The following is a 398-nucleotide window of genomic DNA, read 5'->3' on the forward strand; positions in this document are numbered from 1 at the left end:
GCGACTGAAATCGTCGTCGTCTCCATCGGCCCGTCCACCGCTCAAGAGCAACTGCGCACCGCGCTGGCTCTGGGTGCCGACCGCGCCATCCTCGTCGAATCCGCTGAAGACCTGACTTCGCTGGCCGTTGCCAAGCTGCTCAAGGCTGTTGTTGACAAGGAACAGCCTCAGCTGGTGATCCTTGGCAAACAAGCCATCGACAGCGACAACAACCAGACGGGCCAGATGCTCGCGGCATTGAGCGGCTACGGTCAGGGCACGTTCGCGTCCAAAGTCGACATCAGCGGCGACAGCGTTGCCGTGACTCGCGAAGTCGACGGCGGCGCGCAGACGGTTTCCCTGAAACTGCCGGCCATCGTCACCACCGACCTGCGTTTGAACGAGCCGCGCTACGCGTC

General features: G+C 63.1%; 1 protein-coding gene. It reads left to right on the plus strand.

The genetic code is table 11. From position 1 onward, the window contains the following. A partial coding sequence (locus VD17_RS30965; RefSeq protein ID WP_046057156.1) for an electron transfer flavoprotein subunit beta/FixA family protein occupies positions 1-398 on the plus strand: 398 nt, incomplete at both ends.

It is taken from the genome of Pseudomonas fluorescens, from assembly GCF_000968015.1.
GTDB lineage: Bacteria > Pseudomonadota > Gammaproteobacteria > Pseudomonadales > Pseudomonadaceae > Aquipseudomonas > Aquipseudomonas fluorescens_W.